Source organism: Treponema peruense, assembly GCF_016117655.1.
GTDB classification, from domain to species: domain Bacteria; phylum Spirochaetota; class Spirochaetia; order Treponematales; family Treponemataceae; genus Treponema_D; species Treponema_D peruense.
The window spans coordinates 1713546-1736914 of sequence record NZ_CP064936.1 but is presented as its reverse complement, the minus strand read 5'-3'; the positions used below and the strand labels follow the sequence as shown (position 1 = coordinate 1736914).

Annotated in this window: 22 protein-coding genes and 1 tRNA gene; 22 read left to right on the top strand and 1 reads right to left on the bottom strand. The window is 42.3% G+C overall.

What is annotated here, in order from left to right; translation table 11 throughout:
• The first annotated feature begins 35 nt into the window (after positions 1-35).
• The 22 genes from rpe to miaA all read left to right on the top strand — a co-directional run bounded on the left by rpe (position 36) and on the right by miaA (position 23071).
• Entirely contained in the window at positions 36-668 is a 633-nt protein-coding gene (rpe, locus tag IWA51_RS08035) for a ribulose-phosphate 3-epimerase (protein WP_177528944.1), read from the top strand.
• Positions 659-1450 (top strand): tetratricopeptide repeat protein, encoded by a 792-nt coding sequence (locus tag IWA51_RS08030; protein WP_198442046.1) that lies wholly within the window; start codon positions 659-661, stop codon positions 1448-1450. Before rpe ends, IWA51_RS08030 begins: the two co-directional genes overlap by 10 nt.
• A 91-nt stretch (positions 1451-1541) precedes the next feature.
• A complete protein-coding gene (locus IWA51_RS08025) occupies positions 1542-3077 on the top strand; it encodes a hypothetical protein (protein WP_198442045.1) in 1536 nt (511 codons plus the stop codon).
• A gap of 2 nt (positions 3078-3079) precedes the next feature.
• Positions 3080-4195, top strand: a complete 1116-nt coding sequence (locus tag IWA51_RS08020; protein ID WP_198442044.1) for a tetratricopeptide repeat protein — start codon at positions 3080-3082, stop codon at positions 4193-4195.
• Between the two features lie 187 nt (positions 4196-4382).
• Positions 4383-5666 carry a recombinase RecA gene (recA, locus tag IWA51_RS08015; RefSeq protein ID WP_198442043.1) on the top strand — a complete coding sequence of 428 codons (1284 nt, stop codon included), beginning with the start codon at positions 4383-4385 and terminating at the stop codon, positions 5664-5666.
• Between the two features lie 5 nt (positions 5667-5671).
• The gene (folK, locus tag IWA51_RS08010; protein WP_230402745.1) at positions 5672-6223 is read left to right on the top strand and encodes a 2-amino-4-hydroxy-6-hydroxymethyldihydropteridine diphosphokinase; all 552 of its coding nucleotides are present in this window, start codon (positions 5672-5674) and stop codon (positions 6221-6223) included.
• A gap of 12 nt (positions 6224-6235) precedes the next feature.
• A complete protein-coding gene (locus IWA51_RS08005) occupies positions 6236-6997 on the top strand; it encodes a segregation and condensation protein A (RefSeq protein ID WP_198442041.1) in 762 nt (253 codons plus the stop codon).
• A gap of 116 nt (positions 6998-7113) precedes the next feature.
• Positions 7114-7653, top strand: coding sequence for an SMC-Scp complex subunit ScpB (gene scpB, locus IWA51_RS08000; protein WP_230402744.1), 540 nt, complete (start codon positions 7114-7116; stop codon positions 7651-7653).
• Entirely contained in the window at positions 7643-8371 is a 729-nt protein-coding gene (locus IWA51_RS07995) for a pseudouridine synthase (protein WP_268969350.1), read from the top strand. The genes scpB and IWA51_RS07995 overlap by 11 nt, the downstream gene beginning before the upstream one ends.
• A gap of 13 nt (positions 8372-8384) precedes the next feature.
• Positions 8385-10742 (top strand): 30S ribosomal protein S1, encoded by a 2358-nt coding sequence (rpsA, locus tag IWA51_RS07990; protein WP_198442039.1) that lies wholly within the window; start codon positions 8385-8387, stop codon positions 10740-10742.
• Between the two features lie 11 nt (positions 10743-10753).
• Positions 10754-12298, top strand: a complete 1545-nt coding sequence (locus tag IWA51_RS07985) for a sigma-54-dependent Fis family transcriptional regulator (RefSeq protein ID WP_198442038.1) — start codon at positions 10754-10756, stop codon at positions 12296-12298.
• Positions 12299-12384: 86 nt separating this feature from the next.
• On the top strand, positions 12385-13077 hold the full coding sequence (locus tag IWA51_RS07980) for a tetratricopeptide repeat protein (protein WP_177528934.1): 693 nt from the start codon (positions 12385-12387) through the stop codon (positions 13075-13077).
• A 42-nt stretch (positions 13078-13119) separates the two neighbouring features.
• A complete protein-coding gene (locus IWA51_RS07975) occupies positions 13120-13917 on the top strand; it encodes a hypothetical protein (RefSeq protein WP_198442037.1) in 798 nt (265 codons plus the stop codon).
• Between the two features lie 152 nt (positions 13918-14069).
• Positions 14070-15389, top strand: coding sequence for a uracil-xanthine permease family protein (locus tag IWA51_RS07970; RefSeq protein ID WP_198442036.1), 1320 nt, complete (start codon positions 14070-14072; stop codon positions 15387-15389).
• Between the two features lie 122 nt (positions 15390-15511).
• A tRNA-Arg gene (locus IWA51_RS07965) sits at positions 15512-15586 on the top strand.
• A gap of 202 nt (positions 15587-15788) precedes the next feature.
• On the top strand, positions 15789-16628 hold the full coding sequence (gene sufC, locus IWA51_RS07960) for a Fe-S cluster assembly ATPase SufC (RefSeq protein WP_177528931.1): 840 nt from the start codon (positions 15789-15791) through the stop codon (positions 16626-16628).
• 1 nt (position 16629) lies between these two features.
• Positions 16630-18042 (top strand): Fe-S cluster assembly protein SufB, encoded by a 1413-nt coding sequence (gene sufB, locus IWA51_RS07955; RefSeq protein ID WP_177528930.1) that lies wholly within the window; start codon positions 16630-16632, stop codon positions 18040-18042.
• Positions 18042-19142, top strand: a complete 1101-nt coding sequence (locus IWA51_RS07950) for a SufB/SufD family protein (protein WP_177528929.1) — start codon at positions 18042-18044, stop codon at positions 19140-19142. Before sufB ends, IWA51_RS07950 begins: the two co-directional genes overlap by 1 nt.
• A complete protein-coding gene (locus IWA51_RS07945) occupies positions 19135-20382 on the top strand; it encodes an aminotransferase class V-fold PLP-dependent enzyme (protein WP_177528928.1) in 1248 nt (415 codons plus the stop codon). The genes IWA51_RS07950 and IWA51_RS07945 overlap by 8 nt, the downstream gene beginning before the upstream one ends.
• Before the next feature lie 16 nt (positions 20383-20398).
• On the top strand, positions 20399-20875 hold the full coding sequence (gene sufU, locus IWA51_RS07940; RefSeq protein ID WP_198442035.1) for a Fe-S cluster assembly sulfur transfer protein SufU: 477 nt from the start codon (positions 20399-20401) through the stop codon (positions 20873-20875).
• Positions 20868-22121, top strand: coding sequence for a class I SAM-dependent rRNA methyltransferase (locus IWA51_RS07935; RefSeq protein ID WP_198442034.1), 1254 nt, complete (start codon positions 20868-20870; stop codon positions 22119-22121). Before sufU ends, IWA51_RS07935 begins: the two co-directional genes overlap by 8 nt.
• Complete coding sequence (gene miaA / locus IWA51_RS07930; protein ID WP_198442033.1) at positions 22106-23071, top strand: tRNA (adenosine(37)-N6)-dimethylallyltransferase MiaA; 966 nt, start codon at positions 22106-22108, stop codon at positions 23069-23071. Before IWA51_RS07935 ends, miaA begins: the two co-directional genes overlap by 16 nt.
• A gap of 22 nt (positions 23072-23093) precedes the next feature.
• Here the strand turns inward: miaA and IWA51_RS07925 are convergent, their stop codons facing one another.
• On the bottom strand, positions 23094-23315 hold the full coding sequence (locus IWA51_RS07925) for a hypothetical protein (RefSeq protein ID WP_177528924.1): 222 nt from the start codon (positions 23313-23315) through the stop codon (positions 23094-23096).
• Between the last annotated feature and the right edge of the window lie 54 nt (positions 23316-23369).

Here is a 23369-nt window from a genome sequence, read left to right as displayed (position 1 = left end):
TACAGAGATAAAAAATTGAAGTAATATTGAAGGATATGAAATCAAACGTAATGCTCTCACCGTCACTTCTTTCTGCAGACTTTTCAAACCTTGCAGGAGCAGTCGGCACAATAAAAGAAAATTCCGGTTCCCTTGTTCACATAGATGTAATGGACGGACATTTCGTTCCGCAGGTTACTTACGGCCAGCCTGTTATTGCTTCTGTAAGAAAGTGCACGGACCTTCCGTTTGATGTGCATCTTATGGTTGAACACCCTGAATCTTCAATTTCTTCCTATATAGATGCCGGTGCTGACTGGGTTACTTTTCATATAGAAGCCACCTGTCATGCCGACCGTTGTGTGCAGATTATCCATGAGCGCGGTAAAAAAGCCGGAATAGCACTTTGCCCTGCAACCCCTGTTTCTGCAATAGAAACACTTCTTCCTTTTGTGGATCTTGTCCTTGTAATGACAGTAAATCCCGGTTGGGGCGGTCAGAAACTTATTCCGTATACAGTAGAAAAAGTCAGAAAGCTTGCCGATATTAAAAGAAAGGAAGGCTTTGACTATAAAATTTCTGTCGACGGCGGAATAAACTCGTCAACTCTGCCTTCTGTTATTGATGCCGGAACAGATATTGTGGTTTCGGGGTCCTCATTTTTCAAAGGGGAACTTAAATGGGAATAAAAGACAGAATATTTTTTCTTATTCTTGCCTCAACTGCTGTTAATTTTGCCTCACCTGCATTTTCTCAGGAAAACAGCGTCATATCTTTGTCAAAAAGTGCCGAAACTGCAGGTCTTGAAGCTTATGCTGCCGGTGACTGGAGTGGCGCTTCTATTCTTTTGAGAAAAGCCGTAGCTTCAGGCAGTTCTTCAGATGGAATGCGCTACATGCTTATAATGAGCCTCATGAATTCAGAAAATTATGACGCGGCTGTTTCTGATTGCGAGACTTTTTCTGCAGACTATCCCGAAAGCTTACTGCGTCCTTATGTAGACTACCAGAAGGGGCGTGCACTCTATTATACCGGCCGCAGGGACGCTGCAGTTATGGTACTGAGTGATTTCTGCCATCAGAATCCCGGAAATGAACTTTATCCTTCTGCACTTTTCTGGATGGCTGAAAGTTTTTACGACGACTACAGTTTTGAAACAGCGCGAGGACTTTATGAAACGGTTGTTTCAGACTTTCCAGCAAGCGACAAGGTTTCTGATTCAAAGATAAAACTGGAACTTATTGCCCAGCGCGAAAGGGAAAACAAGCTTTTGTATCTTCTTAAAATGACCGGCGAAGAATATCTGAGTTCAAAAGAAAGTTACGAAAAGCAGTTGCGTGATTATAGAACCGAAGATATGGTTGTCTTGAGACGCCAGCTTAATGCAGCAAATTCCAGAATAGCAGAACTTGAAAAATCTGCCGAAGAATCGCTGAATCTTGCAAAAAAAACGCGAGGCAGAGGCTGTTAGTGATAAAAAATCTTCTGATATTGAGCTTCTTAAACAGAAAGCCGCGCTTCTTCAGAAAATGGTCGATGCAAAATACGGAGGAAAGTAGCATATGAAAAAGTACGTTAATTTGATTGTCGCCGCTTTGATGACGGCTACTGTCTGTTCCTGTGCATCTACAAAAAAAAGCGCTGCTCCTGACAAAGAAAAAAATGCCTCCCAAAAGCCAAAGGAAAGTGAAGTTTCTGTAGTTCTCGATTCCAACGGCAATGTAGTACGGCCTGCAAGTGAAGCACCGTCTGTTTCGGGTGAACTTCCTGCACGTGTTTCAAAAAAAGGTTCCAAAACAGAGGTTGACGAATATACCGGCTGGTCTTATATTCCCGAGAAAAATTTTTCCATAGAGCGCGACGGCGTAAAGATTTCACTTTTTGGCAGTACCGGAAGTTTTGGAATTTACGCAATTCCCGAAAAAGGAAGCCCTGTTCCGCTTTTGTCTTCCTACGATTATTTTAATTCAACTTATTTTTCTGTGCGCATAGATTCAAAAGAATACAGGCTCAACAGAGAAAACGGCGTTAAAAGCGAAGCCCGCAGAACCCCTTATGGCGCGCAGATGGCATACACAATAGACAATAAGGCGCAGATCGTCCTTGACTTCAGTTTTCTGCCTTCAGTGCCTGAATCTACCCGTGTTGATATGGTCCGCGTAACTGTCTATACAATCAATTTAAGCCGCAAAAATATGCCTTTTGAGCTAAAGTCCGTGTTTGACACAAGCCTGGGCGAAAATACAGTTGCTCATTTTTCTACTGCAGCAAGAAGTCGCATCAATTCAGAAACAGAACTGCAGAATATGGCAGAACATCTCTGGGTGCGTTCTTCAAACAGTTCTGCAGCCATTCAGTTTCTGCTGTCAGGAAAAGGCATAACTCCGGTAAAAACAGTTGCACTCGGTAATAACCAGACCTTTGAGTCACCGTCATGGTATCCGAGTGTTACCGAAGACAAAAGCTTCAGTTCAGTTATTTCGTACAATAATTCCTGCGTCTGTATCTGCTGGGAAAAATTTTATCTTGACCCGCTCAGAACACAGGCCGTAACATTCTATATTTCTGTTGCAGCAGACGGAAACGAACCTGCCGGAAAAAATTTCCTTAAATCCCTTGAACAGGGCAAGGACGTTCTGTCCCGAAAATCACCGTCTGTCAAAGAACCCTCAGTTCCTTCAGTAACTCCGGAACCGATTCCTGTTAAAAAAGAAGAAATTGCCCCGACTTATGCAGAAACGCTTTTTGGAAGGGAAGAAGCTACATCCGCCTCTTCAGAACAGCAGCTGCCCTCACAGACTCCGGGGTCAAAAGTTCCGGCCGCAGAAGAAAAAGTTCCGAAGACACCTGCAGCAACAGAAGAACCCAGACCGTCAGAAGAATCTGCAGATTCACAACAGAGTGCTCCCGTTTTATCAGTGGAAGATCAGAAAGACGCTGTTCCTGAAACACCGGGCAGCAGTATTGACCCTGAATATATCCAGAATCTCATTGACCGCATACAGATGCTCGAAGAAAGCGGTTCCGATGTTGATTCAGAAGAAATAAAACGCCTCAATGAAGAGCTTGATTCCATAATGCTCAGGCTTGGAAGCTGAAAATGGCCCGGTCTTCCCTTGAACTGGCCAAGAGCCTTTTGCGCCGCAGAAAATTTTCTCTTGCCATAACGTATCTGGAGTCGCGTTCTGATATTTACGAAAACGACTTTGAATACCTTGTTACGCTCGGAACCGCCTGCCTTTATGTAGGGGACGTGGGGAACGCAATGGGGTATTTTGGCCGTGCACGCCGCATCAGGATAAATGACGTAAACCTTCTTTTGGGACAAGCCGCCGTTTTTTTAAGGCGCGGGGATACAAGAACCGCCATGGAATATTATCTGGATGTTCAGGAACTTGACCCGCAGAACAGAATTGTGCGTGAGGCAAAAGATTTTATCCGCAAAAATACAGACGTTTCTTCGGCCGTAAGGGGAATGATAGATACAGGTTCAATAGAAAAATTTTATCCTCCTCTTGGAATAAACCCCGATGTCGTAAGAAACTGTATTCTTGGCGGAATTTTCCTCGGAATAGTTGTGTCGGTTTTTGTACTTGCATTCTATCCCCGAAGCAGACATACAGGTTCGGACAGAATGGACATTTCCATGCTGCAGCTTACTTCCGCAGAAAAAAAAGACCCCGTTCTTTCTGATATGTCGGGAACAGTCGTAAATTACCTGATGAATTCCCGGCAGATAGTTGAATGCTATGACCTTGCCGTAAGACTCTTTTCAGAACACAGGGACAATGCTGCGAGGGTAGAAATAAACCGTCTTTTGGGCAGCAATGCCTCTTCTTTGGTAAAACACAAGGCTTCCCTTCTTGCTTCATACCTTGAAGAGCCTACTTTTGACACTCTTGACGATAATTATGATTTTTTGACGGTTTCATCAGACCCGGCTCTTTATAAAGATGTTTATGTTGCCTGGTCAGGACGCATAGCAAATGCCACGGAACTTTCTGACGGAAGCTGGGCATGTGATCTTCTTGTAGGATATGAAGACAAAAAGACTGTAACAGGACGCGTCAAAGTTATGTTCCCTTCTGTTCCTGCTCCTTCCGTTGACGGCTCCAGGCCTGTAAGATTTCTTGGAAAAATAGATGTTTCAGAAGATGAGGCAGTTCTTTCGGGCCGTGCAATTTACCAGCCGCTTAAAGGTTCTGCGCTCAAATAATTGCATTGAATTTTTTGCAAACAGCCTACTTTATTAAACTTTTATTTTTTGATACAATACAAATTAATTGTATTTTTTATATAATGCATTTTTTATCAGAATTTTTGCTTAAAGATAAAAACAGAGTCTATTTAAAGTGTAGGTGTATATTGACGCCAAGCACTTTATTTGTTGGAGGCCCCGCTGTATGGCAAAGGCAGTAGAAGAAAAAAATTCGGCTGAAATGTCGGAAAAAATGAAGGCTCTGGAGGCTGCTCGTCTTCAGATAGAAAAGCAGTTCGGTACAGGTTCCCTTATGAAACTGGGTACAAAGACTGACACGGCTTCAATTGATGTTGTACCTTCGGGTTCCATTCTTTTGGACGAGGCTCTGGGAATCGGAGGATATCCCCGCGGAAGAATCATCGAGATGTACGGCCCTGAATCTTCAGGAAAGACGACTCTTGCCCTCCATGCAGTTGCAGAAGCGCAGAAACTCGGTGGAATAGCGGCTTTTATTGATGCCGAGCATGCACTGGATCCTGTATATGCAAAAAATCTGGGTGTTAACATAGATGAACTCTGGGTTTCCCAGCCAGACACAGGAGAACAGGCTCTTGAAATCTGTGAGAATCTTGTACGTTCCGGTGCCGTCGATATTATTGTCGTGGACAGTGTTGCAGCCCTTACCCCGCAGAAAGAAATCGAAGGTGAAATGGGTGATTCTGTCATGGGACTGCAGGCACGTCTTATGAGCCAGGCTCTTCGCAAACTTACGGCTATTGTAGGAAAAAGCAAATGTATTGTTGTCTTTATAAACCAGATCCGTATGAAGATCGGTGTTATGTTCGGAAACCCCGAGACAACAACCGGCGGTAATGCCCTTAAGTTCTATTCATCTGTACGTCTCGAAATACGCAGAGTAGAGTCTATAGGCGGCAAGGGCGATGATGATGCCGTAGGAAACCGTGTAAAGGTAAAGGTCGTAAAGAATAAGGTTGCGCCGCCTTTCAGAAAGGTTGAACTCGACATTTATTTCGGAAAGGGCGTTTCTTCAAGTGCGTCCATTCTTGATTCAGCTGTAAAGCACGGTCTTATTGACAAGCGCGGTGCATGGTATACACGTGGTTCCGAAAAAGTAGGACAGGGAAAGGAAAACGCTGTTGCCTATATAGAGAACAATCCCGACTACAGGCTTGAACTTGAGCATACTATAAGAGAAAAGATTTTCCCCGGACAGGTGCTCAGAACAAAAGAAGGCGAAGTTGTTACCGAACAGCAAATACGTGACTATGAAATGAAAATGCGTTCTCTTGGAGTCGGAACAGGATTCTCTTCTCCTGAACAGAAAGAATCTGAAACTCCGGCCGCACCGACAGTAGCAGTTGAATCAGAAAAAGAAGAGGCAAAGGCTTCAAAAACTTCGTCAAAGACGGCTTCACTTGCAAAAGCAGCTGCTTCTGACAAGCCTGTTCCTGAAGAGCTGTTTTGACAGAAATGGAAACTGTTGTACTCGGACTGGGTTCCAACAGGGATTCTGAAGATCTGACATCAATGCAGATTCTTTCGGGTGCCTGCAGGGCTCTGTCTGGCTTTGTAAACATACGCTCCTGGTCCGGTGTCTACAGGACAAAAGCCATGTATTATGAAAACCAGAATGACTTTCTGAACATGGTTGTCTGTGCTGAAACTGACCTTTCCCCGCACCGGCTTTTGGACAAAATTCATATTGTCGAGGCCCGGTTTGGCAGAGACAGGACGCTTGAAATCAGAAACGGACCGCGGACACTTGATATAGATATAGAACTTTTTGGCTTTTGCAGAATAAATGAGGCTGATCTTGTTGTTCCGCACGAAAAATTCGGCGAAAGGGCATTTGTTCTTAAGCCTTTGCTTGATATTTTTATGGAATGTGCCGATGTAAAAGAAGGCGGAAGTTCGTATTTGTGCGGGCTTCCTTATGATGCCGCATATGTAGAAAAAAGTCTTTCCCTTCTGGCCGGCCAGGGGATTGAAAAGATTTTGGACAGTGCGGATTTCCGTTTTTAAAAGAGGCAGAATATGGAGCAGGTTCAGGAACAGGTTTCAGAGCAGAAAAAATTTGTGGCAGGTCCTTTTGAAGGTCCCCTCGATCTCCTTTGGAGTCTTATCCGCGAGAATAAGATCAATATCTATGATATTCCCATTGCCGAGATTACGGAGCAGTTCCAGAATTATCTGGATTATGCCGTTGAAGTAGATCTTCAGGATCTTACGGAATTTTATCTTTGGGCTGCAAAACTTGTATGCATAAAAAGCAGAATGCTTCTTCCGGTTGAAGTGTCCTATGATGACGACGAAAGTATGGAAGATCCGCGCCAGGAACTTGTGGAACAGCTTATTGAATACCAGCGCTTTAAAAAACTTTCTGCCCTTATGGAAGAACAGGAAGAACAGAGCGAGTGGAGTTTTGAACGCAAGAAAATAGAAAGAATTCTTCCGTTCGAAGAAGATGCATCCCAGTGGGAAAAAATGGATACATGGGGACTTCTTCAGGATATGCAGAAGATTTTCAGGAATCTTACAAATCTGAATCCTGATGAGCGTATACTTACGCCTCCCGAAGATATTACGCCCAATGAAAAGATAGCACTTATGAATGAGCTTCTTGAAAAAAAAGGCGAATGTATGTTTACGGAACTTATTACGCGCCGTGGAAACGAACTCGATGTTGTATGCGCCTTTATGGCTATACTTGAGGCAGTAAAACTTAAAATGGCAGATATATATCAAAACAGAATGTTTGGAGACATAAAGATATGCAGGAAGCAGCAGGCGGCATAGAAAACGAAAATGCCGGCGAAAATGAATTCGAAGGAATGACAGATACATCCCCTGAAACAGCAGGAACATCCGGTTATTCAGAAGATGCGGCTCAGGAAGATACGCGCCGTACCGACTTGAATCTTGACAGCGAAGTTGCCCTGGTAGAAGCAGTGCTCTTTTTGGAAAGTGAGCCGCAGACTACCGAAGTTCTGTCAAAAATTACCAGGCTTGCTCCTGATGTTGTGGAAGAATGTCTTTCAAGGCTTAGGGACAAATATGCCTGTCTTGACAGCGGAATTGAACTTTCACAGATAATCGGCGGCTGGATGCTCACCCCAAAAAAAGAAAGCTTTGATCTCGTAAAAGAGCGCTATGGCAAAAAGAACGAAGGCCGTCTCAGTAAGGCTGCTATCGAAACACTTTCAATTATTGCATACAGCCAGCCTGTAACACGTGCAGAAATTGAAAGTATACGCCACGTAAATGCAGACAATATGATGCGTGTTCTTCTTGAGCGCAAATTTATCAAAGAAGTCGGAAAAAAGGATGTACCCGGAAAACCGGTTATGTACGGAACAACAAAGGAATTCCTGGAATTCTTCCACCTCCAGAGTATTGCGGATCTGCCGCAGCTTGACGAGAAAGAAAGCGAGAGGTTTGAACTTGCCCGCTGATAATGACGAAATAAGACTTCAACTTTTTATGGCGCGCTGTGGTGTTGCCAGCCGCCGTGCAAGCGAAGAAATAATTACTTCCGGTCGGGTAACGGTTAACGGCGCTTCTGTTACGGAACTCGGAACAAAAGTTTCTGAAAAAGACTGTGTCTGTGTCGACGGCAAACAGATTTTTATCGAAGAAAAAAAGAGATACGTTCTTTTGAACAAGCCTTCAGGTTATGTCTGCTCGCTTTCTGATGAAAAAGGCCGTGCCGTTGCTTCTGATCTTCTTAAAGAAGCTTATACAGAGCGTCTGTACAATGTCGGTCGCCTTGATATGTTTTCGAGCGGACTCATTATTTTTACAAACGACGGTGAATTTGCCGCACGCCTTTCACATCCTTCCGCAGAACTCGAAAAAGAATATATTGTAGATTCAAGTTCACCTCTTCCAAGAGACCTGGCAGAGCGTTTTATGGACGGAATCCGCATAGACAACGTATTTTACAAATGCAAATATGCAGAAGAACTTAACGCGCGCCGCATGAGGGTAATTCTTGTCGAAGGAAAAAACCGTGAAATCAGGCGTGTGTTTGAATCCTGTGAAATAGGCATTAAACGGCTTATGCGCATAAGAATAGGCTGTGTCGGGGTAGGGGATCTTCAGTTCGGTCAGTTCAGGGATCTTTCTTCCGAAGAAGTTGCGGCACTTCTGAAACTCTGCCGCCAAAGATAATTGTGAGGTTTTTATGGTAATTGCAATAGACGGTCCTGCAGGAACAGGAAAAAGTACGGTAGCACATGCAGTAGCAGCGGATCTTGGTATAGTTTACCTTAACAGCGGAAGTTTTTACCGCGCTCTTACGCTGGCTCTTCTGGATGCAGGCATTGATCTTGATGATACAAAGGCTGTAACAGATTTTGCCGGCCGTCAGAAACTTGATTATGTAAACGCCAGGATGATTCTTAACGGAAAGGATGTGGACGATGTTCTTCACCAGGACAGAATAGATTCATCCGTTTCAAAAGTTTCATCTGTTGTTCCGTTAAGGCATCTGGTCAATGACAGAATGCGCACGATTGTAAAAAGCCTTAGCGTAATCTGCGAGGGCAGGGATATGACTACGGTCGTTTTTCCCGATGCTGAATTCAAATTTTATCTTGATGCAAGTATTGATGTTCAGGCAAAAAGACGCTTTGACCAGGGAGTCAGCAACCTGTCACTGGAAGAAATAAAGGCTTCTATACTCAAACGCGATGAAATGGACAGAAACAAAGCCGAAGGTTCTCTAAAAAAAAGTCCCGATGCCGTATATATTGATACTTCAGACTTGACCATAAATGATGTTTGTGAGATAATCGAAAACAAAATCAAATCAAAAGGGTTTACTATGGAACAGAAGGAAGTGGAACAGAATGGTGCCCATGGCTCCGACAGCATCTACACACAATTAGAAGCATCTATCAACAAAATGGAGCCGGTTGAAAACGGATCTAACGTACAGGGAACAGTTGTTCAGGTTACAGATGATACGGTTTTCGTAGACGTTAACTGCAAGTCAGAAGGAAAAATTCCTGTATCTGAATTTGCCGGTGAACTGCCTAAGGTTGGCGATGTAATTACAGTTTACCTCGTTAATCAGTTCGGAAAGAACGGACCTGAGGTATCTAAGGTAAAGGCCGACGAAAAGCGCCTTTGGGAAGAATTTAAAGTTGCGTTTGACGAAAAGCGTCCTGTAGACGGAACAATCTCTTCTGTTACAAAGGGCGGATACATGGTTAATCTTGGTGGCGGAATCAGTGCATTCCTCCCAATCAGCCAGTCAGACAGCCAGAAAGTCGAGAAGGAAGAAAAACTTATCGGCGTTAAGTCTAAGTTCTATGTAGAGCGCCTCTACAGCAACGGAAAAAGAAATGTAGTTGTTAATCGCCGCAAGTATCTTGAAGAGCAGATTGACGTAAATCGTGATAAATTCTTTAACGAAGTAAAGATTGGTGATACTGTAAAGGGAACTGTAAAGTCATTTACAAGTTTCGGTGCTTTTATTGATCTTGGCGGATTTGACGGTCTTCTTCATATTAACGACATGAGCTGGGGACATGTTACACGCCCTAAGGATTTCGTTAAGAAGGGACAGGAAATTGAACTCAAGGTAGTAAAACTTGATCCGGAAGGAAAGAGAATCAATCTTTCTCTCAAGCATTTTGCAGAAGATCCTTGGGTACACTTCGAAGAAAAGTATCATGTAAATGACATCGTAAAGGGTAAGGTAACAAAACTTACTGACTTCGGTGCATTTATTGAACTTGAAGAAGGAATTGAAGGTCTTGCCCATATTTCTGAATTCAGCTGGACAAAGAAGATCAACAAGCCGTCTGATATGGTAAAAGAGGGTGATGAAGTAGAATGCATGATCCTCGGATATGATATTCAGGCCGGCCGCGTTTCTCTCGGACTCAAGCAGGTTACAGACAATCCGTGGGACACAATTGCTGACAAGTATCCGGTTGGAACCAAACTTAAGGGAAAAGTTGTAAAGATTACAAACAGCGGTGCTTTTGTTCAGCTTGAAGAAGGTATTGATGCATTCCTTTCTGGCGAAGATCTTTCATGGACAAAGAGAATCAAGCATCCGGGAAGCGAGATTAAGGTTGACCAGGAACTCGATGTTGTAGTAACAGAGTGTGATCTTGAAAACCACAGAATCCGCGTTGGTGTAAAGCAACTTACAGACAATCCTTGGAAGGCATTTGCAGCTGAGTACAAGGTTGGAGACACTTTTGAAGGTGAAGTTACTTCAATCAATGACTTTGGAATCTTTGTAAAGGCTCCGAACGGAATCGAAGGTCTTGTAAACAAGGCAAACCTTAGCGATGACCGCGATGTTCCATTCGAAGAAGCTGTAAAGAAATACAACGTTGGCGACAAAGTAAATGTTTATGTTGTATCTATCGACGTAGACAAAGAAAGAGTTGCTTTCTCTGTAAAGGAATACAAGAAGGCTCAGGCTCGTGCTGAACTTTCACAGTACATGTCTTCAAGCAATGATGATGACGGTGCCTACACAATCGGTGACAGTCTCAAGAATCAGAGCGAAGACAGATAATTTTACCTTCGATGAGTGATATAAAGTCTATTAGTCTTGATAAATTTAAGTCACTCATCGAAATCAATACCCGTATAAATTTAAGTTACGGTGATTCACGCGCATTATTGGCTTCTATTCTTGAGTCAGTAATGTGTATGGTTCAATGCGAGGCGGCCTCTCTTCTTCTTGTTAACAGAGAAGACGGTCGCCTTCATTTTTCTATAGCACTTGGTCCTAAAGGTGCAGAAGTAAAAAAAATAGAAGTAGACAAAAACAGTATTGCCGGATGGGTTGCCCAGAACAAGCAGTCTGTAGTTATAAATGATGTAGGATCTGACCCGCGTTTCAATTCTTCTGTTCAGGACAAAACTGATTATATTTCAAAAAACATGATTGCTTTTCCTATGTGCGTCGGTGACGAGTGTGTAGGGGTAATTGAACTTATTAACAAAGCCAGCGACATTCCTTTTAATGATGACGATCTGATGATACTTGAGCTTTTGGGAAAGCAGGCTGCAATTGCATACGAAAATGCCCGTAAGTACAGAAGCAATATGTTTGAAATTGACGCGCTTCATAACGCAATGAATGCCGGGCGCGATTATCATACCTTTATTGCAAAAAGCCCTGCTGTTTTAAGCATTCTTGACAACATAGACGAAGCTTCTTCTACAAATTCTTCGGTACTTATTATCGGTGAAAGCGGTGTAGGAAAAGAACTGTTTGCAGAGCAGGTGCATTTAAGAAGTTTGCGCCGGGACAAGCCTTTTGTAAGGGTAAGTTGCGCTGCTTTAAGCCCGGCACTTTTGGAAAGTGAGCTTTTTGGTCATGTAAAAGGTGCTTATACCGATGCCGTCAGTGATGTAAAAGGCCGTTTTGAAACTGCCGACGGCGGAACAATTTTTCTTGACGAGATAGGAGAACTTCCGCTTGCGCTCCAGTCAAAACTTTTGCGTGTAATCCAGGAGAGAAAATTTGAACGTGTGGGGTCTTCCAGAACAGTTTCTGTTGATGTGCGTATAATTGCTGCTACAAACAGAAATCTTGAGGATATGGTTCATTCAGGGACATTCAGAAACGATTTGTATTTCAGATTAAATGTTCTTACTCTTAATGTTCCTCCGCTAAGGGAAAGAAAAGAAGAAATAGAACCTTTGTGCGCACTTTTCCTTGATAAGTTCAAAAAAGAAACGCACAAAAATTTTGAAGGATTTTCTGAAAGTTCGCTTTCTGAAATTTATTCATATTCCTGGCCCGGAAATATCCGCGAACTTGAAAATACCGTGGAACGTGCGTGCATAATAGGCCGTCCGCCGTTTATTCAGGTTGGAGACTTGAGACTTCCTGTTAAAAAAACTGAGTCTGGAATTCAGGGTGAGATTCAGAATTGTGTATCTGAAATTGCTTCTTCAGAAGATGTTTCGCTAAAAAATGCACTCAATGCGTTCAAGAAAAAGTATGTTCTTAAGATTCTTGAAGAAAACGGCTGGAATCAGACTGCAGCGGCAAAGGCTCTCGGAATACAGAGAACGTATGTTTCAAAGCTTATTTCTGAACTTGGAATACGAAATTGATTTTTTTTTAGGCATAATAGTCTGATTTGTTTTGACAAAAAAATCCTTTATCTATATAATAGAAAAACATCGTTTTGGAGTAAAAAATGGCTACTGTTAATTCATTTGGAAATGAGAAAAAAGAAAATACTGGAAAAAAGTTGGAATATTTTATTGGTAATAACCGCAAGATTTTAATCGCAATCATTGCTATAATTGTTCTTGTTGCTGTTGCCCTTTGTGTTGCATTTGCTGTTTCTGAATCAGGAATTAAAAAGGGACTTGCTGCTGTTGATGCCATAGAGTTTTCTTTTGTAAAAGATTCTGACGGTCTTGATGAAGCTGCTGCTACGGAACGCCGTGAAACTGCACTTAAAGAACTGGCTGCCTATACAACAAAAGAAAACGTTGTCGGTGTCCGTGCCAATATGCTTTCTGCTGATATTTCTTTCCAGAAAGAGGATTATTCTGCAGCCGCTGCATTTTATCTTGCTGCTGCTGACTGTGGCGAAGATTCTTATACAGCACCGCTTTGTTTCTTTAATGCAGCCGTTTCATACGAGCAGGCAGGTAACAACAAAGATGCTGTTAAGTACTACGAAAAAGCTTCTGAATACAAGGATTTTCTTCGCAGAACACATGCAATTTTCAGCGCAGGCCGTGTAAGCGAGTCCCTTCAGGATTTTGAAGGTGCAAAGAAATTCTATTCAACACTTGAAGAAAAATATCCTTCTGACTCTTGGACTGATATTGCAAAGACTAGGCTTATTTCACTTAAGATTGCCGGGAAAATCGAATAGTTTTAAGAAATAAAAATTTGTAACTTTATGAAAGGCGGAAAAATGAAAGTTGTAAGAGGATTGTCTTTTATGCTTTTTACTTTCTGCCTTTTTTTGTTTGCTTCATGCGGACTTGAAGCTTTTTACTATCTGGACCCGCCGCAGGAAGACAGGCTTGTTCTTTATACCAACTCTGACCGAACTCTTGATTATTTTTCTTTTAGAACAAATGAAGGTTCCGAACCGAATATTTCTTTGGGCGAATTTGAGTTTTTGGGAACTGAAGTCTATTACAAGATTTACAGAAGTTCATCTGCCATGACAAGCTGCCAGAGTTCTATTTCAAGTATTACCAACGGAACAGATGCTTCTGCGGCTGCTGAAAAGCTTATTGACAGTTACGGTTACAAAACCTTAAGATTCATTTCTCCTGGGTCACAGGTTTCTATTGTTAAAGATGCTCAAACTCCAAGGTATGTTTATATAAGGCTCAATCATTTTCAGGGTGAGTCAGAAGATAATCCCTATACAAACGTAGTCTGCACAGGACGCACCCAGATGAAAGAATATGACTCTTCATGGAATACAGAAGGTTCAGGAGTGGATGTGTATTTTCCCCGGCGCAATATAAATTCTTCATACGGATTTAATTTCAATTCAAAAGATGAAAATAGCCCTGTTCCAAAAAACGGTGATGAAGACGTTACATGGTCAGACACTGCTACAGAAGAAGGCTGCTGGTACATTGACATGTATGCTGTTTCTGTAGGCCGTGATACAAGCTTTACGACTTCTTACAGCGAAGTTCTGCATCTTGGTTCAATTACTGTCAGGGAATCAGAATACGACGAATACAATTAAAATTTAATAATGAACTGTGCCTTTTTTTTACAATTTTATGCGTCAAATTGTAAATTTTTGCTTATTCACCGCCTTTTACTAAAAATAATTTTGTGATATACTTTTGCGACTGCGGAAGTTCCGCTGTTAAACTGAATTGACTGGAGGATAATGTGAGTTCCACTAATGAAATTCTTGGACCGCACGACAGACCATCGATCGGCCGCTGGATTCCGCTGAGTTTTCAGCATGTTTTTGCAATGTTTGGAGCTACTATTCTTGTTCCGCTTCTGACGGGTCTTAGTACATCTACGGCTCTCTTTACTGCGGGTACGGGAACACTGCTTTACATTCTTGTGACCGGCGCAAAAGTGCCTTCTTATCTTGGATCATCATTTGCCTTTATTCCGGCTTTGATTGCCATTGGACAGAATTACGGTCCTGAATATGCGATGGGAGGTTCAATTTTTGCCGGTCTTTTTTACGCTCTTGTTGCTTTGATTATTAAGCTTGCAGGACGCAAATGGATTGACAAAGTTCTTCCTCCTGTAGTTATTGGTTCTGTTATTATTGTAATAGGAATGAGCCTTGCACCGACTGCAATTGGTGAAGCTCTCTATAATAACGGTAATTACAGCCTCGTTTACGGAAGCATTGCACTTGTAACTCTTTCGGTTGCAATTATTGCCACGATTTTCTTCAGGGGTTTCTTTAACACGCTTTCCATTCTGATCGGACTTGTTGGCGGTTATATTTTTACTCTTATTATGGGTTTAATTTTCCCCCAGTACAAGCTCATCGATTTTGATATTGTACGTGACGCAAACTGGTTTGGTCTTCCTTTCCTTCATACTGACGAAAACGGAAAGTATTTTTATATGGCCCCGAAGTTTAATCTTGTTGCAATTCTTACTTTTGTAATCGTTTCCATTGCAACTATGTGTGAGCATCTGGGCGATGTTCTTACAACTTCCAAAGTTGTAGGAAAGAATTTCTACGAAGATCCGGGACTTCACAGAACTTTGCTCGGCGACGGTCTTGCTACAGCGTGGGCAGCTCTCTGGGGTGGTCCGCCAAATACAACTTACGGTGAAAATATCGGAGTTATGGCTATTACCAAGGTTTATTCAGTCTGGGTTATAGGCGGTGCTGCAGTTATAGCTATAATTCTTTCTTTCTGCCAGAAATTCGGAGCTCTTATACAGACAATTCCGACGCCAGTACTGGGTGGAATATGTATTCTTCTTTACGGACTTATTGCTTCTTCGGGACTCAGAACAATTGTAGAAAGCGGTGTAGATTATCAGAACAAGAGAAACCTTACAATTTCATCTGTAATAATGGTTATTGGAATTGGCGGCGGACTTCTTAAGTTCAATATCAATGTCGGCGGTAACCCGTTTACATTCCAGTTAGGCTCTGTTGCCCTTGCTACTGTTGTCGGAATAATTCTTAACCTTGTTATTCCTCCTGACAGAAAAGTTTCTGAATAGAGTGCATTTTAAAAAATGTCGGTTTGGTTTTTCGGACCGACATTTTTTTTACATAATATTTTTAAAAGATAGGTATTTGCTATTGAAATAAATAGTAACTTGGTGTATGATAAATATCACTTGGCGCTTTAGCTCAGCTGGATTAGAGCATCTGCCTTCTAAGCAGAGGGTCGGCAGTTCGAGTCTGCCATGCGTCATGAGGACTGTCCAAAAAAGGGCAGTCTTTTTTTTTGCTTTTTCATTTTTTGCCTCTACTTTATTTTATTTACAATATATGCTAGACTTGCGTGCGGTTTAATGGAAATTCAAAAGATTTCTTGCCGACTTTAGCTTAAAATGTTATATTGGAATTGTAAATTCCTACTATTTTAATAGAAATTGTATATAAAGAGGCTTTTTATGGCAGACAAATTGCTACAGATACAGAAATTGAGCGCTGGTATTGGCGATAAGACTATTTTGCATGACGTTTCGCTTGAGATTAACCCCGGTGAAATTCACGTACTTATGGGGCCGAATGGAGCCGGAAAGTCAACCCTCGGTTACACGCTTATGGGAAGCCCTGAGTATTCTGTCAGCGGTGGTCATATTTTCTTTGACGGTGAAGACATTACTTCTTATTCAGCAGACAAACGCGCAAAGGCCGGAATTTTTCTTAGTTTTCAGGAACCGCTTGAAGTTCCGGGTATTTCGCTTGAGTCTTTTATACGTTCTTCAATGCAGCAGGTTTCAGGCCAGAAGATAAAACTGTTTTCTTTCCAGAAGGAACTTGAAAAAGCAATGGATATTCTTAACATGAACCATTCCTACGCCGGCCGTGACCTTAACGTAGGATTTTCGGGCGGTGAAAAGAAAAAGTCAGAAATCCTTCAGCTTTTGATGCTTAAACCAAAACTTGCAATTCTTGACGAAACTGATTCCGGTCTTGATGTAGACGCTGTTCGCACTGTAAGCAAAGGAATAGAAGAATACCAGAAAAGTGTGGGCGGTTCTCTTCTTATTATTACACATTCAACCAGAATTCTTGAAAGCCTTCATGTAGACAGAACACATGTTATGGTTAAGGGACATCTTGTTCATTCTGGTGACGGAACACTGGTTAACGAAATAAACGAAAACGGATTTGACAAGTTTATTCCTGCAGAAATCAAGGATGCAGAGCGTCGTGAAAGACTTGCTGCTGCAGCAAAAGCCGCGATGGAGTCTGTCAAAGCAAATGCCGCCAACGGAGGTCTCTGATATGGAAGAAGCGAAAACTCAGGTAGCAGACATTAACCGTTCTTTATACGATTTTCGCTACGAGGAAAACGACCGTGACTTCTATAAAATCCGCGCGGGACTTGATTCTTCTATTGTAAATAAAATCAGCGAAGAAAAAAAGGATCCCGAGTGGATGAAGGAATTCCGTCTGAAGTCGCTGGAAATATTCAATAAAACACAGGAACCTGACTGGGGGCCCGATATCAAGGATCTGGATATTCAGAAGATTGTTACTTATGTTAAGCCAAAGACAGAAATGGCTGCAAAGTGGGCAGATGTTCCGCAGGATATTAAGGACACTTTTGAAAAACTTGGTATTCCCGAAGCTGAACGACAGAGCCTTGCCGGAGTAGGTGCGCAGTATGACAGTGAACTTGTTTACCATAACGTAAAAGATGAAGTTTCTGAACAGGGTGTTGTTTATACAGACATGGAAAGCGCGTTGAAGGGTGAATATGCAGATATGGTGCGCGAGTATTTCATGCATCTTGTTCCGCCGACGGATCATAAATTTGCAGCTCTTCACGGTGCAGTCTGGAGCGGCGGAAGTTTTGTTTATGTTCCTAAAGGCGTTAAGGTAAAGATTCCTCTTCAGTCTTACTTTCGCCTGAATGCTGCCGGTGCCGGTCAGTTTGAACATACGCTTATTATTGTGGATGAAGGTGCTGATTTGCATTTTATTGAAGGCTGTTCGGCTCCAAAGTATAATGTTGCCAATCTTCACGCCGGTTGTGTTGAACTTTATGTCAAAAAGAATGCACGCTTAAGATACAGTACAATCGAAAACTGGTCCAAAAACATGTACAATCTTAACACAAAGAGAGCTATTGTAGAGGAAGGTGGCCGCATGGAATGGGTAAGCGGTTCTTTCGGAAGCCATATTTCTTACCTTTATCCTTCTACTATTCTTAAGGGCGACAGTTCTTCATGTGAATTTACCGGAATCACTTTTGCCGGAAAGGGACAGAATCTTGATACCGGCGCAAAAATGGTTCACATAGGAAAAAATACATCTACGGTAATCAATACAAAGTCTATAAGCAAGTCGGGCGGAACATGCACTTACCGCAGTTCCATTGTTGTAAACAAAAGCGCACTTCATTCAAAGGCAAGCGTTGACTGTTCAAGTCTTATGCTTGATGCCGAAAGCCGCTCTGATACTGTTCCCGCAATGAACATTATGACTGACGACTGTGATGTCGGGCACGAAGCAAAGATCGGGCGCATTTCCAACAAGGCTGTATTTTATCTTATGAGTCGCGGTATTTCAGAAGAGGATGCGCGTGCAATGATAGTTAGCGGTTTTGCAAATCCTGTTAGCAAGGAACTGCCGCTTGAGTATGCCGTAGAAATGAATAATCTTATTCAGCTTGAGATGAAAGGAACAATGTGATGGCGCAATCAAAAATAAATGCTTATGTAAACCCTTTTCCAAGTTTAACGTGGAATTTTCTTGATATCAACAGAGCCAGAATGGACGCTGAAGTTTCGTTCTGCAATGTGCCTGGTACTGCCACAATACCAGATGGTGTTTGTACAAAAGATATTCCCTTTGGTGAACTGGACGGAACTTATAAAAATATTCAGACCGGTATGGGAACTGAATTTGATTCTGCTTTTGACAGCGGAATGAATGCAGCTGGTTCTTTGGTGAAAGTTTTTTCTGTTTCGGGAAAAGTGCCGTCTTCTGTAAGATTGTCATTTGATCTTGCTTCTTTGAATAACGCTGCCTGTGATGTTGTTATAGATGCCGCTGAACAAAGTGACTGTACTTTTATTTTTGACTGCCGCAATTCTGCAGATGAATGTGAAACAACCGGAACTTTCGGATTAAGGGTACGGGTGTGTGCCGCGCAGAATTCCCTTATTAATATCGTTTTTGTAAATATGGTTTCAAAAAAAGATACATGTTTCTTTAGTCTGGGCTCTGTGGTCGCTGATTCTTCCAAAGTTGAATTTACCGAACTTGAGCTTGGCGGAAAGCGTGTCTATTCTGGAAACCTTCAGAATCTTTTGGGGTACCAGTCATCCTTTGAGGGAAGATGCGGTTATATTACACGGCCGCAGTCGTCACTTGACATGAATTATATTAGTCGACAGACGGGACGTTCTACTTCGAGCAGAATGTTTGCAGACGGTGTTGTTACAGGAGACGGACGCAAAGTCTGGAGGGGAACAATTGATTTTGTTCGCGGATGTATCGAAAGCCGTGGTGATGAACAGGAAAATGTTCTTTTGCTGAGCCCTGAAGCAGTCAACAAAACTCTGCCGGTTATTCTGTGCGATGAAGAAGCCGTTGAAGGCAGACACGGTGCATCAATAGGAAAACTCGCTCCCGAAATTCTGTTCTATATGCAGAGCAGGGGAATCGATGAAAAAACTGCACGCCGTCTTATGGTAAGGGCAAAAATTTCGGCCGTATGCAGATTTATTTGCGATTCGGCTCTTGTAAACGATATAAATAATTTTGTCGAAGGAGTCTTTGATGAATAGCGCTGCAAATGAGTTTAGAAAAGATTTTAAAATTTTTTCTGCTCCTGAAAATAAAGATTTGGTTTATCTTGACAGTGCTGCAACAACCCAGCGTCCTGACTGTGTAATAGAAGCCGTTTCTGATTTTTACAGAACGTCAAATGCGAATCCTCTGCGCGGTCTTTATTCGTTAAGTATTAAAGCTACGGATCTTTATGAGAATTCCAGAAAAACTGTTGCGGACTTTATAAATGCGCCGGACTCTTCATGTCTTATATTTACACGGAATACTACAGAAAGCCTTAACCTTGTTGCATACAGCTACGGTATGAATTCTGTAAATGAAGGGGATGAAATTGTTGTTTCCTGCATGGAACATCATTCCAATATTCTTCCCTGGCAGATGGTATGCCGTGCAAAAAAAGCAAAGCTTGTGTGGCTGGAAAGTTCTGATGACGGTGTTATTTCAAAAGAAGAATATGAAGGCAAAATAAATTCCAGGACAAAAATCGTTGCGATTGCGCAGGTAAGCAATGTTTTTGGAATTACCAATCCCGTTTCTGATATAGCTGCTTTTGCACACCGCGTCGGTGACAATGGAAAGGGTGCTGTTGTTGTTGTAGACGGAGCGCAGAGTTCCCCGCATATGAAGATAGATGTACAGCAGCTTGGAGCAGATTTTTTTGCGATGAGCGGCCACAAACTTTGTGCTCCTATGGGAATTGGCGCGCTTTACGGAAGAAAAGATTTGCTTGACGCAATGCCTCCGTTCCTTTCGGGCGGTGAAATGATAGAATATGTAACCCGCGAAAGTGCCACATATGCCGAACTTCCGCACAAGTTTGAAGCGGGAACAGTCAATGCCGGTGATGCAGTGGGATTTGCGCGCGCTGTAAAATACCTTGATGAAGTCGGTCTCGAAAATATTGAGCGCAACGACAATAATCTTGCCAAAATAATCATGGACGGCTTTTCAAACATTCCGCACGTTCATGTGATAGGAAATTCTGACAGCGCAAAACACTGCGGAATTGTTACTTTCACAATAGATGGTGTTCATCCGCATGACATTGCATCTATTCTTGATACAGAACATGTTGCAATACGAGCCGGTCACCACTGCGCTCAGCCTTTGATGCAGAAGCTTGGGGTCGGAAGTACAGCCAGAGCAAGTGCTTATTTTTACAATACGCAGGACGAAGCAGTTCGCTTTGTAGAAAAAGTTTCAAAAATCCGCGGATGGATGGGTTTTAAAGACTAAAACACGGAGTTATAAAATGGATTTAAAATCGCTTTATCAGGAAATTCTTAACGAACATAATTTGAACCCCAGTCACAAGGGGGTTACAGAAGGCGCTTCGCTTACACTTCAGGGGGTTAATCCAAGTTGTGGAGACAACATTTACCTTCAGCTTAAAATTGACGAAAACGGAATAATAACTGACGGTTCCTTTAACGGGTCGGGTTGTGCCGTAAGCCAGGCTTCTGTTGACATGATGCTGGATGATGTAATAGGAAAGTCTCGCGAAGAAGCTTTAAGGCTTGCATCCCTTTTTATGGATATGATTCAGGGTAAGGCAGACGGAGAAGCTTTGGAAGAACTGGATGAGGCTGCTTCACTCAAAAACATAAGTTTTATGCCTGCACGTGTAAAATGCGCGGTTTTGGGCTGGCACACCATGCAGGAAATGCTCGGAAACGGAAAATCTGCCGGACAAGGTTCTGTTTCACACTGTGAGGTAAAAAATGACTGACACTGCAAGAATATTATTGAAGCCAAAGGAAGATAAAGAAATTGCTCAGGGATTTCCCTGGGTTTTTGACAATGAGATTCACTCTGTTAAATTTGCAGCGGCCGACGGAAGCGGAATAAAAACTACTTCTCTTGCTGACTGCAAAGTTTCTGACGGTTCTCTTGTTGAAGTATGTACCAATGCAGGTGGCTTTCTTGGAACAGGCATTATAAACCGCAAGTCACGCATTACAGTACGCATGATAGGATGCGCCCATGCAGATATTATTGCTGCCGATACCAGATCTTACTGGGAAAAAATTGTACGCGATGCAGCAAATATACGCAGACTCAATTATTCTGACTCTGACAGCTACAGGCTTATTTTCGGCGAGGCAGACTTTATTCCGGGTCTTATCGTTGAGCGTTACTGCGAGGATGACAGGGTTTATCTTGTTGTCCAGTTCCTTGCCCTTGCATGCGAAGTGTTCCGTGATGAAATAATTGAAGCCTTGAAGAACGTCTGTTCTCCTTACGGAATTTATGAAAGAAGTGACGCTTCTGTTCGTGAAAAAGAGGGACTTGCCGAAAAGTCAGGCTGGATTGGAGCCGAAAGAAACGAAACAATTACAATTACCGAAAACGGCGTAAAAATTCATGTAGACATTGCCCATGGTCAGAAAACAGGCTATTTTTTGGATCAGAAATTCAACCGTGCCCGTGCTGCTGAATTCTGCAAAGGAAAAAAAGTCCTTGATACTTTTTCACATACAGGAGCCTTTGGACTCAATGCAGTAAAGGCCGGCGCCCGTAAAGTTGTAAGTGCCGACATTTCCCAAGAAGCGGTAGACATGATAAACCGCAATATTAAGCTGAACAACGCATCCAAAACAATGGAAGCTGTTTGTGGCGATGTTTTTGATCTTCTTAAAAAGTATGAAGCCGACGGGGAAAAATTCGACGTAATAATTCTGGATCCTCCTGCTTTTACAAAAAGTGCAAAACTTATCCAAAAAGCTTACGGCGGATACAAGGAAATAAACCTTAGGGCAATGAGACTTCTTAATGAAGGCGGAATTCTTGTAACCTGTTCCTGTTCATATTACTTCGATGAAAATACATTCTATTCTATGATAATGCATGCTGCAATGGACAGTCACAAAAGAGTGCAGGTTCTTGAAAAAAGAGGAGCAGGCCCCGATCATCCTGTTCTTCTCGGCTATCCGAAGAGCGAATACCTCAAGTGCGCAATATGCAGAGTCCTGTAAATTCCTTAAAGCCCAACTGTGTGGTTCTTCTGGGACCGACTGCCGTAGGAAAAACTTCTCTTGGAGTACAGCTTGCGGCAGAGTACGGCTGGGAAATTATTTCTGCAGACTCAAGGCAGGTTTATAAAGGACTTGATTTGGGAAGCGGAAAAGACCTAAGCGAATATTCCGCCGGTTCAAAAAAAATACCGTATCATCTGATTGACATTACAACGCTGGCCAGTGAATACAATGTTTTTTCTTACCAGCAGGATTTTTATTCTCTGTTCAAAACTATGCGTTCAGAAGGAAAAATGCCTTTTATTGTTGGCGGAACAGGAATGTATGTTGACTCTGTTGTAAGAGGTTATGATTTTGTTCCGGTAGAAGAAAACAAAGACCTGCGTGCAGAACTTGACAAACTTTCCCTTGAAGAACTTGGAAAAAAACTTCTTGAGCTCAGACCAAATCTTCATAACAAAAGTGATCTTCTGATAAGGGAACGCGTTGTAAGGGCTATAGAAATAGAAACCTTCCGACAAAGTCCCGAATGTGCAGAATTAAAAAAAAGAACCGGGCCGCGTCCGCAGATTGATTCTTTTGTAATAGGAACAACCCTTGAAAGGGATGTACTCAGGCAGAATATAAAGCTACGGCTTATTGAACGTATTGAAGCCGGAATGATAGAAGAAGTTTCTTCACTCCATGAGCAGGGATTTTCCTGGGAACGTCTTGAAAAACTGGGGCTTGAATACAGATATGTGAGTTTGTTTCTGGAAGGTAAGATAGATTCTGTTCAGACAATGACAGATGAACTTTATCATGCTATCTGTCAGTTTGCAAAACGCCAGGAAACCTGGTTCCGCGGAATGGAACGAAAAGGTGTAAAAATAAACTGGCTTCCCCGGACAAGTGACAGGAAAGCCAGATTTGATGCTGCCAGACAGCTTATAGAAGACAATGTATTGTAAACTGAATAGTTCAGGTAAAAACCTAAGCGTTAACTGCGAGTTTCTGCTCGGAGTCTGCAATCTTTGTAAGGTAGCCTGTTCTTATGCAGCTGTCAAAAAGAGCCTTTGAGATAAAGTCAGTTGTTATTTCATCGTAGCCGTCCTTGTCGCGGACAATTCTTACGACAAATCCGTCCTCCGTGTCACGAAGGATTGTCATGTAGTCACTTGCCTTTCCGATGCTTTTTAATGTGTAACTTCCCATGTTCTGCTCCTGTAACAGGGGACTGTTTTGTTATTCACCCTGTAATTATATTTT

Excerpts from the sequence above, each read along its gene's own strand:
- rpe (WP_177528944.1), top strand. The coding sequence starts at position 36 with ATGAAATCAAACGTAATGCTCTCACCGTCACTTCTTTCTGCAGACTTT.
- IWA51_RS08030 (WP_198442046.1), top strand. The coding sequence starts at position 659 with ATGGGAATAAAAGACAGAATATTTTTTCTTATTCTTGCCTCAACTGCT.
- IWA51_RS08025 (WP_198442045.1), top strand. The coding sequence starts at position 1,542 with ATGAAAAAGTACGTTAATTTGATTGTCGCCGCTTTGATGACGGCTACT.
- IWA51_RS08020 (WP_198442044.1), top strand. The coding sequence starts at position 3,080 with ATGGCCCGGTCTTCCCTTGAACTGGCCAAGAGCCTTTTGCGCCGCAGA.
- recA (WP_198442043.1), top strand. The coding sequence starts at position 4,383 with ATGGCAAAGGCAGTAGAAGAAAAAAATTCGGCTGAAATGTCGGAAAAA.
- folK (WP_230402745.1), top strand. The coding sequence starts at position 5,672 with ATGGAAACTGTTGTACTCGGACTGGGTTCCAACAGGGATTCTGAAGAT.
- IWA51_RS08005 (WP_198442041.1), top strand. The coding sequence starts at position 6,236 with ATGGAGCAGGTTCAGGAACAGGTTTCAGAGCAGAAAAAATTTGTGGCA.
- rpsA (WP_198442039.1), top strand. The coding sequence starts at position 8,385 with ATGGTAATTGCAATAGACGGTCCTGCAGGAACAGGAAAAAGTACGGTA.
- IWA51_RS07985 (WP_198442038.1), top strand. The coding sequence starts at position 10,754 with ATGAGTGATATAAAGTCTATTAGTCTTGATAAATTTAAGTCACTCATC.
- IWA51_RS07980 (WP_177528934.1), top strand. The coding sequence starts at position 12,385 with ATGGCTACTGTTAATTCATTTGGAAATGAGAAAAAAGAAAATACTGGA.
- IWA51_RS07975 (WP_198442037.1), top strand. The coding sequence starts at position 13,120 with ATGAAAGTTGTAAGAGGATTGTCTTTTATGCTTTTTACTTTCTGCCTT.
- sufC (WP_177528931.1), top strand. The coding sequence starts at position 15,789 with ATGGCAGACAAATTGCTACAGATACAGAAATTGAGCGCTGGTATTGGC.
- sufB (WP_177528930.1), top strand. The coding sequence starts at position 16,630 with ATGGAAGAAGCGAAAACTCAGGTAGCAGACATTAACCGTTCTTTATAC.
- IWA51_RS07950 (WP_177528929.1), top strand. The coding sequence starts at position 18,042 with ATGGCGCAATCAAAAATAAATGCTTATGTAAACCCTTTTCCAAGTTTA.
- IWA51_RS07945 (WP_177528928.1), top strand. The coding sequence starts at position 19,135 with ATGAATAGCGCTGCAAATGAGTTTAGAAAAGATTTTAAAATTTTTTCT.
- sufU (WP_198442035.1), top strand. The coding sequence starts at position 20,399 with ATGGATTTAAAATCGCTTTATCAGGAAATTCTTAACGAACATAATTTG.
- IWA51_RS07935 (WP_198442034.1), top strand. The coding sequence starts at position 20,868 with ATGACTGACACTGCAAGAATATTATTGAAGCCAAAGGAAGATAAAGAA.
- miaA (WP_198442033.1), top strand. The coding sequence starts at position 22,106 with ATGCAGAGTCCTGTAAATTCCTTAAAGCCCAACTGTGTGGTTCTTCTG.
- IWA51_RS07925 (WP_177528924.1), bottom strand. The coding sequence starts at position 23,315 with ATGGGAAGTTACACATTAAAAAGCATCGGAAAGGCAAGTGACTACATG.